Genomic DNA, 7,736 nt, shown 5'->3' with positions numbered 1-7,736 from the left:
AAATTGACTCGGTACTTGGGTTAAAGACTGCTGGAGAACCTTCTATCTTGACTTTAATTGAGCGACAAACCAGATATGCCCTGACGATTAAACTTCCTGAAAAGAAAGCTGAGTACGTTAATCAGGCTATTTTAGATTATATGAAAGACTATCCTATCAAGTCTATAACCGCTGATAATGGGAGTGAGTTCGCTTTACTAAGTGAACTAGAGGGTGTCGATATCTATTTTGCTCATGCTTATACCTCTCACGAGCGTGGAACTAATGAGAATTTTAACGGCTTGCTCAGAGAGTTTGTTCCTAAAGGAATATCACTACAGGAACTAACTCAAGAAGAATTAGCTACCTATACACAAGCCATCAATAACAAATTAAGAAAGATACACAACTATCAGTCTGCAAAAAAACTGTTTGAGCTAGCTCAAACAGCATAGAAATAATTAACTTAGTCAGATGAATAGTTTGTTCACTTGACTTGACAATTGAGGATAATAAATTTATATGATAAAAAAGAAAAGGATCTAGTTCTCTGTAATATAGAACTAGATCCTCTGTTTAAAATATAATCAAATTTTAGGAGTATGTATACAGGTCTTAATTATGGATAGAGGTTTATAAACTTAAAAAGTATATTATCAGTACAATAGTAGAAATTAACGCAATGAAGATAGCTGTAAGAATTATAGCTTTTTTCAATTTAGTATTATTAACATTTCTAGAAAGTAATATGGCAAATACTGATACTAATATACTTATCAGACATAAATAATAATAGTTTGGATTCATTATTGAGAAGTAATCCAATGTGCTTTTGCGTGAGGGAATTGCCCTATGCAACCTATAATAATGCCTCTACCTGCTGCATTATTATACCATACAAGACCTGAACCTATTGCAAATATTTCTCCTATAATTGCTCCAACTGCGGATGCTGGAACCAACCCTGCTAAAGCAGCAACTTCAGCTCCTACAGCTAAAGCTGCTGCTAATTTATTTGCTCGCACATTATCTAAATATATATCGATACCTTTCCAAGTATACACAACTTTAGAGACTCCAGTGAATGCGCGTGGCGAGAATATAGGACTGATAGTAACTGAGTTTTCAGTAAACCTCACATCATAAACATTGGTATCAACCGAAGATAGTACTTCTTGCTTGTATTTTTCTGTGATTAAAACCTTTTTAGTATTAACATCTGTTTCTAAATAGCCATCTTCGACCATCTTTTCAAAAGGTTGTTGTGAAATTACTTCACTAGTATTATCTGCCTTAACAAGACTATCCGCATGTACTATACTAGCTAATCCAATTGGTGCAACATAGTTTCCTAACAAAATACTCGTTGCTATCAATAACGATAATTTTTTCAATTTCATAAGTCAGTATTCCCTTCTTTTTGTTTCTAATTTTTTATAATCTAGCAATTATATTTTTCTCCTTTCTATTATCTAGATTTAAAAAAGATACTTGTAACCGATTTCATTGTAACGCTTTATTAACCTATATTCAATATAAAATTTCATTTTATTAATATTTTACAACGGGGGAATAAAAATTTTACAAAAAATCTAGATAATAAATTATGGAAAAATGCTCTAATATGTGCAAGAAACAAAGCTAAATTACAGAATGGAGAACATTTATTGCATATTCCTGAATTTGTAGTTGAAGGAGATGCATTAAAAGTATCAGAAAGTTATCCAGTAATAATTTTTTCTCAACAGTTTAGGGAAAATGAGTATAAGGAATCTGAGTTTTTTAATAATCATCAAAACACTAAATTATTGCTTGTTGGTAACTCCCATTATTTACATTGGGAACAGGCTAAAGATATTGCTGGTTGGGTTATAGGTCAATCTCTAGTAAGATTGGGGTGTGGTCCTGGCGTTCACCAGAGGAAATCATCTCTGAGCGACGGATACTTGTGGCAAGTCGATCTGATGTCAGCCAGTAGTCAATTCTCCAGCCGCTATTGTTGATTTTGCTGGTTTTGCTACGTTGCGCCCACCAAGTATAGACATTTGGGACGTCACCGTGAATCAAGCGGAAGCTATCGGTGAAGCCTCGGTTGAGAAGCTTGGTAAAGCCATCACGCTCTTCGTCGGTAAAGCCAGGCGAGCGTCTGTTGCTGGCAGGGTTAGCGAGGTCAATTTCTTTGTGAGCCACGTTGTAGTCCCCTGTTGCTAGGACTGGTTTTTTGGCATCTAGGCTAGCTAGATAGTCTGCATAGCGGTCATCCCAAACTTGGCGTTCTTCGAGACGTTTGAGGCCATCACCAGCATTTGGAGTATAAACTTGTGTCACATAGAAATTGTCAAATTCAAGGGTTATGATGCGCCCTTCTGAGTCCATGGTGCTAGGTGCACCGATATCTGGGAAGGTCACGATAGGTGTTAGGCTGTTTTTATAGAGGAACATGGTTCCTGCGTAGCCTTTTCTAGCAGGCTCAACTGATGAGCGCCACACATTGGTATAATCAGGAAAGTAAGCGTGTAAGGCTTCGAGGTGTTTTTTTGTAGGGCCTTTGGCTGGTAATTTGGTTTCTTGGATGGCGATGACATCCGCATCCTGAGCTACTAGAGTATCTAGTACTGAGCGTGACAACAAAGCGCGAGGAGAATCCCCTGTCAAGGCTGCGTTTAGGGAGTCAATGTTCCATGAGATGAGTTTCATATGGTTTCACTTTCTATAAGGTAATCGTGGTTTTATTCTATCAAAAAAAGTGCAGACAAGCTAATGTTTCCAATGCAAATCCTCTAAATATGGTATAATAAAGACAGTTAGCTCGGGCTCATGCCCTAAAAGGAGTTTTTATGAAAAGAATCATCAATCTCACCGCTGCAGTCTTGACATTAGTCATCATTGCTAGTTACTATTGGATTAATTTACCTCCCATCAATCCTTTTAGCACGGATTTTTGGATTTTTGTGATATTTTTACTTATCTTTTTGGGTCTTAATATAGCGGTTAGGCGCTTTACCAAGGCAATTTTAGCCTTGTTTTCAACCAATATCTCATCAATGATCCGCAAAGATGTGACCTTTTCGACGAAAAATGTGACAGGCAGTCTCAAATGGATTGTGATAGCAATTGTTTCTATTTTATCAGGTCTGTTTATTCTGACTGTTGTTAATAACCGTGTGTTTCGAGCAAAAAGTTATGCCAATGTCATCACGGTGAAAAAGGCAGATTTTAGCAAGGATTTCCCAGAAACAAATTTGTCTGCTTTGGCGCTTTTGGACAGAGACTCTGCCGAAAAGATTGGTGATACCTACTTAGGAACCATTGACAAGGTGTCTCAGTTTGGGATTTCCGACGAGTACCGCCAAGTCACTATCGGTGAGCTACCTTACCGCGTGTCGCCTTTAGAGTACAAGTCTTTTTGGAAATGGGTTACCAATCGCCAAGAAGGGATTGGCTATTACGTTAAGGTCAACCAAACTACAGGTAAAGCAGAACTTGTCAAATTAAAAGAAGCTATGAAATACTCAAATTCAGAGTTTATGTTTAGAGACACTAAGAGACATCTGCGCTTCCAACACCCATTTGCCATTTTCTCAGACCCTTCATTTGAGGTTGATGACCATGGCACCCCTTATTATGTGGCAACCACATATAAGCCAAAATTTGGTCTCTCATCGCCTGATCCAAATGGTGTGATTTTGCTAAATGCAGTTACTGGTCAGTCGAAATATTATGAGCTAAAAAACGTTCCAAAATGGGTTGACCGTGTTTATTCTGCTGAGAATGTGCTTGAGAGAGTCAATGACTACTACACTTACAAAGATGGCTACTGGAATACTGTATTTAGCCAATCAGGTGTCAAAAAAACGACTGATAACTACAATTACATTACAATAGGTTCAGACATTTATCTCTATACAGGAATCACCTCAGCAACAGCAGATTCCTCAAACTTGGGCTTTATTTTGGTTAATATGAGAACCCGTCAAATCATTAACTACAAGTTGGCTTCAGCGACCGAATCATCAGCCATGCAATCAGCTGAAGGGGAAGTGCAGGAGAAAAAATACACTGCTACAGCACCAACTCTGGTCAAGCTAAACAAAAAAGCCTATTATTTGGTTTCGCTAAAAGACGGTGCAGGCCTCGTCAAATCCTATGCCTTGGTTGATGCAGAGGATTATCAACAAGTGACTGTTAATAATGACATTCAGACCTTGATAGCTCAGTTTACCAACCGAGACACAAGCTCCTTGTCGACAGCTATTATTTCTGATAAGGCAGCAAAAATGATTGCTGGTCAGGTGGACCAGTTGGCTAGCCAGATTGTTTCAGGAACAACGATTTATTACATTTCATCTGATAAAACCATCTACAAGGTTAAAGCTAGTCGTGACACGAGTGATTTGTTACCTTTCTTGAAAGTTGGTGACCGCTTCAAGGCACAACTGGGTGAAGAAAACTACCTCACGAACCTTGTCATCCAGACAGAAACCCCTTAGTAGAAAAAGATAACCAATCTGTCTATCATGCTTTAAAAGGTAGAGGCAGATTGGTTTTTTTATTTCAAGGAGTTTTTGACAAAGAAAACCTTGATTTAAAACCAGTGCTGTGCTATACTATCCTATGCTTAAGGACTGATTGACCAGTAACTGGTCGAGCATTTGCCTGATTTATGGATTGTCAGGCCCTACCGATGAAAGATGAAATACTGTCTGTCAGTATTTTTTCTTTTGTGATTAAAGCAAGGAAAGGTTAGTATGTCAAAAAAGAAACGCAAAAAATATCTGGTTTATGAGGGATTGCGCTGCGCAGTGACCCTTTGTTTTATTAGTGGCTATGTGAATGCTTTTACCTATATCACGCAAGGCAGACGTTTTGCAGGTGTCCAAACGGGTAATTTGTTATCTTTTGCCATTAGGTTTTCAGAGCACGATATTGAGCAAGCTTTACAATTTTTACTGCCTATTGTTGTCTTTATGTTGGGGCAGTCCTTTACCTATTTTATGAATCGTTGGGCAACTAAAAATGGTTTGCATTGGTATTTGTTGTCAAGTTTTGTGTTAACCTTTTTAGGAGTCATCACATCGGCTTTAACGCCTTTTGTGTCCTCGTTTTTCACAGTATCAGCCTTGGCGTTTTTTGCGTCTATACAAGTAGATACCTTTAAGACACTAAGAGGTGCTAGCTATGCCAACGTTATGATGACAGGAAACATCAAAAATGCGGCGTATTTATTGACCAAGGGATGGTATGAAAAAAATGATGAGCTCTTCAACATTGGGCGCAATACGCTGACTGTTATTGTTGCTTTTGCTTGTGGTGTGGTTTGCTCGACCCTTTTATCACTAGCCTATGGCGAATACGCTTTGACACCTGTTTTAGTGCCCTTGTTATATGTCAATTATTTGTTGACACAAGAATATTATGTGATTCAAACAAAAATAAAGCCGATTATGCGTGCCTAGTAGGGACCATTTATCGGTTTTTTTGAACTCAAAAGTATGGTATAATGTAATACTGACAAACGCCCAAGCACGACATATTTTTGCCTTAGGGTTTTCTCACAATACTGCGATTACAAAAGGTTTCATTAGCCTTGAAAGGAAATACAATGACCAATAAAAAACCATTTTATATTACTACCCCAATTTATTACCCATCAGGTAAGCTTCATATTGGATCTGCCTACACAACGATTGCTTGTGATGTGCTTGCCAGATACAAGCGCATGATGAACCATGAGGTCTTTTACTTAACAGGTCTTGATGAGCACGGTCAAAAAATTCAAACCAAGGCTGAAGAAGCAGGCATTACTCCTCAAGCTTATGTTGATGGAATGGCTCGTGACGTTCAGAAATTGTGGTCGTTGCTTGATATTTCTTATGACAAGTTTATTCGTACAACAGATGGCTATCACGAAGAGGTTGTGGCGGCTGTTTTTGAGCGCTTACTAGCCCAAGATGACATCTATCTCGGAGAGTACTCAGGTTGGTACTCTGTATCGGACGAGGAATTTTTCACTGAAAGCCAGCTAGAAGAAGTCTTTCGCGATGAGACTGGTAAGGTGGTTGGTGGCGTTGCGCCATCAGGGCATGAGGTCGAATGGGTTTCTGAAGAATCTTACTTTCTTCGTTTGAGCAAATACGCAGACCGATTGGTAGCGTTTTTCAATGAGCATCCAGACTTTATCCAACCAGAAGGTCGCATGAATGAAATGCTTAAGAATTTTATCGAGCCAGGTTTGGAAGATTTAGCGGTTAGCCGTACGACCTTTACTTGGGGCGTTTCTGTGCCATCAAATCCTAAGCATGTGGTTTACGTTTGGATTGATGCTTTGTTGAATTATGTGACAGGATTAGGTTATGGTCAGGACGACCAAGCAACTTATGAGCGTTTTTGGAATGGAACGGTTGTTCATATGGTTGGTAAAGATATCTTACGCTTTCACTCAATCTATTGGCCAATTTTGTTAATGATGCTTGATTTACCATTGCCAGAGCGTTTAATCGCCCACGGCTGGTTTGTCATGAAAGACGGCAAAATGTCTAAATCAAAGGGCAATGTGGTCTATCCAGAAATGTTAGTGGAGCGTTTTGGTCTCGACCCGCTACGTTACTACCTGTTGAGGTCTCTACCAGTTGGTTCAGACGGAACGTTTACTCCAGAAGACTACGTGGGTCGTATCAACTATGAGTTAGCTAATGACCTTGGAAACTTGCTCAACCGCACGATTGCCATGATTAATAAATACTTTGACGGGGAAATCCCAGCTTACGTTGAGCAAGTGACTGAATTTGATGCTGATTTAGAGACTGTTGTGGCAAAAAGTATCGCGGACTATCATAAATACATGGAAGCTGTTGACTACCCACGTGCATTGGATGCTGTCTGGACCATTATTTCACGCAGCAATAAGTATATTGACGAAACAGCTCCCTGGTTACTTGCCAAAGAAGATGGCAACAAAGAGCATCTGGCAAGTGTTATGGCACATTTGGCAGCTAGCTTGCGCGTGGTGGCACATTTGATTCAGCCAGTTATGATGAGCACGTCAAATGCCATTATGGCACAGCTCGGCTTAGAGGTATCTTTTGATCTTGAGCACTTGAGCCTGTCAGGTCTGCCAACAGGACTCAAAGTGGTCTCAAAAGGGACTCCGATTTTCCCACGCTTAGATATGGCTGTTGAGATTGACTACATCAAACAAGAAATGGATAAGACAGCGAACGCTTCATCAGATAGCGTTGCTGAATGGAATCCTGAAAAAGTCACTTTGGTATCAGAAAAAGACGAAATCAAATTTGACACCTTTGATGCCGTTGAGATACGTGTTGCGGAGGTGAAGGCAGTATCAAGAGTAGAAGGTTCAGAAAAACTGCTTTGCTTCCGTCTGGATGCTGGTGATGGTGAAGACCGTCAGATTTTATCAGGAATCGCAGCCTATTACCCAAATGAGCAAGAGCTTGTGGGGAAAAAATTACAAATCGTTGCCAACTTAAAGCCACGTAAAATGATGAAAACCTATATCAGCCAAGGAATGATTCTCTCAGCAGAACACGATGGAAAATTAACCGTGTTGACGGTTGACCCATCTGTCCCTAATGGCTCCATCATTGGTTAAGACAACACTTAGAGAACTAGCACCAAGAAATTGGGCTGGTTCTTTTTTATGCGTTTAGCAGAAAAAACTATATATGGTGTTAAAAATAGTTGAAAAACACAATATATTGTGGTAATATTGGCTTTGCACAAAGTTAAGCACGCTT

General features: G+C 39.3%; 6 protein-coding genes. 4 read left to right on the top strand and 2 right to left on the bottom strand.

Annotated features, from left to right (window positions below; all coding sequences use genetic code 11):
• A partial coding sequence (locus tag AKK44_RS05675) for an IS30 family transposase (protein ID WP_152911069.1) occupies positions 1-434 on the top strand: 434 nt, incomplete at its 5' end.
• Between the two features lie 351 nt (positions 435-785).
• Here the strand turns inward: AKK44_RS05675 and AKK44_RS05670 are convergent.
• Entirely contained in the window at positions 786-1,379 is a 594-nt protein-coding gene (locus tag AKK44_RS05670; protein ID WP_054278885.1) for a hypothetical protein, read from the bottom strand.
• Between the two features lie 469 nt (positions 1,380-1,848).
• On the bottom strand, positions 1,849-2,676 hold the full coding sequence (locus tag AKK44_RS05665; RefSeq protein ID WP_054278884.1) for an exodeoxyribonuclease III: 828 nt from the start codon (positions 2,674-2,676) through the stop codon (positions 1,849-1,851).
• Positions 2,677-2,816: 140 nt separating this feature from the next.
• Between AKK44_RS05665 and AKK44_RS05660 the strand changes: the two genes are divergently transcribed.
• From AKK44_RS05660 to metG, 3 genes are all read left to right on the top strand, one after another.
• Positions 2,817-4,469: a hypothetical protein gene (locus AKK44_RS05660; RefSeq protein ID WP_054278883.1), complete on the top strand. Its 1,653-nt coding sequence runs from the start codon at positions 2,817-2,819 to the stop codon at positions 4,467-4,469.
• Positions 4,470-4,727: 258 nt separating this feature from the next.
• A complete protein-coding gene (locus tag AKK44_RS05655; protein WP_037594984.1) occupies positions 4,728-5,435 on the top strand; it encodes a YoaK family protein in 708 nt (235 codons plus the stop codon).
• A 146-nt stretch (positions 5,436-5,581) separates the two neighbouring features.
• The gene (metG, locus tag AKK44_RS05650; protein WP_054278882.1) at positions 5,582-7,591 is read left to right on the top strand and encodes a methionine--tRNA ligase; all 2,010 of its coding nucleotides are present in this window, start codon (positions 5,582-5,584) and stop codon (positions 7,589-7,591) included.
• Positions 7,592-7,736: the final 145 nt, after the last annotated feature.

This window comes from Streptococcus phocae, from assembly GCF_001302265.1.
Lineage (GTDB): Bacteria > Bacillota > Bacilli > Lactobacillales > Streptococcaceae > Streptococcus > Streptococcus phocae.
The sequence above is the reverse complement of the archived record's forward strand: the minus strand, read 5'-3'. Positions and strand labels throughout refer to the sequence as shown.

Excerpts from the sequence above, each read along its gene's own strand:
- AKK44_RS05670 (WP_054278885.1), bottom strand. The coding sequence starts at position 1,379 with ATGAAATTGAAAAAATTATCGTTATTGATAGCAACGAGTATTTTGTTA.
- AKK44_RS05655 (WP_037594984.1), top strand. The coding sequence starts at position 4,728 with ATGTCAAAAAAGAAACGCAAAAAATATCTGGTTTATGAGGGATTGCGC.
- AKK44_RS05665 (WP_054278884.1), bottom strand. The coding sequence starts at position 2,676 with ATGAAACTCATCTCATGGAACATTGACTCCCTAAACGCAGCCTTGACA.
- AKK44_RS05660 (WP_054278883.1), top strand. The coding sequence starts at position 2,817 with ATGAAAAGAATCATCAATCTCACCGCTGCAGTCTTGACATTAGTCATC.
- metG (WP_054278882.1), top strand. The coding sequence starts at position 5,582 with ATGACCAATAAAAAACCATTTTATATTACTACCCCAATTTATTACCCA.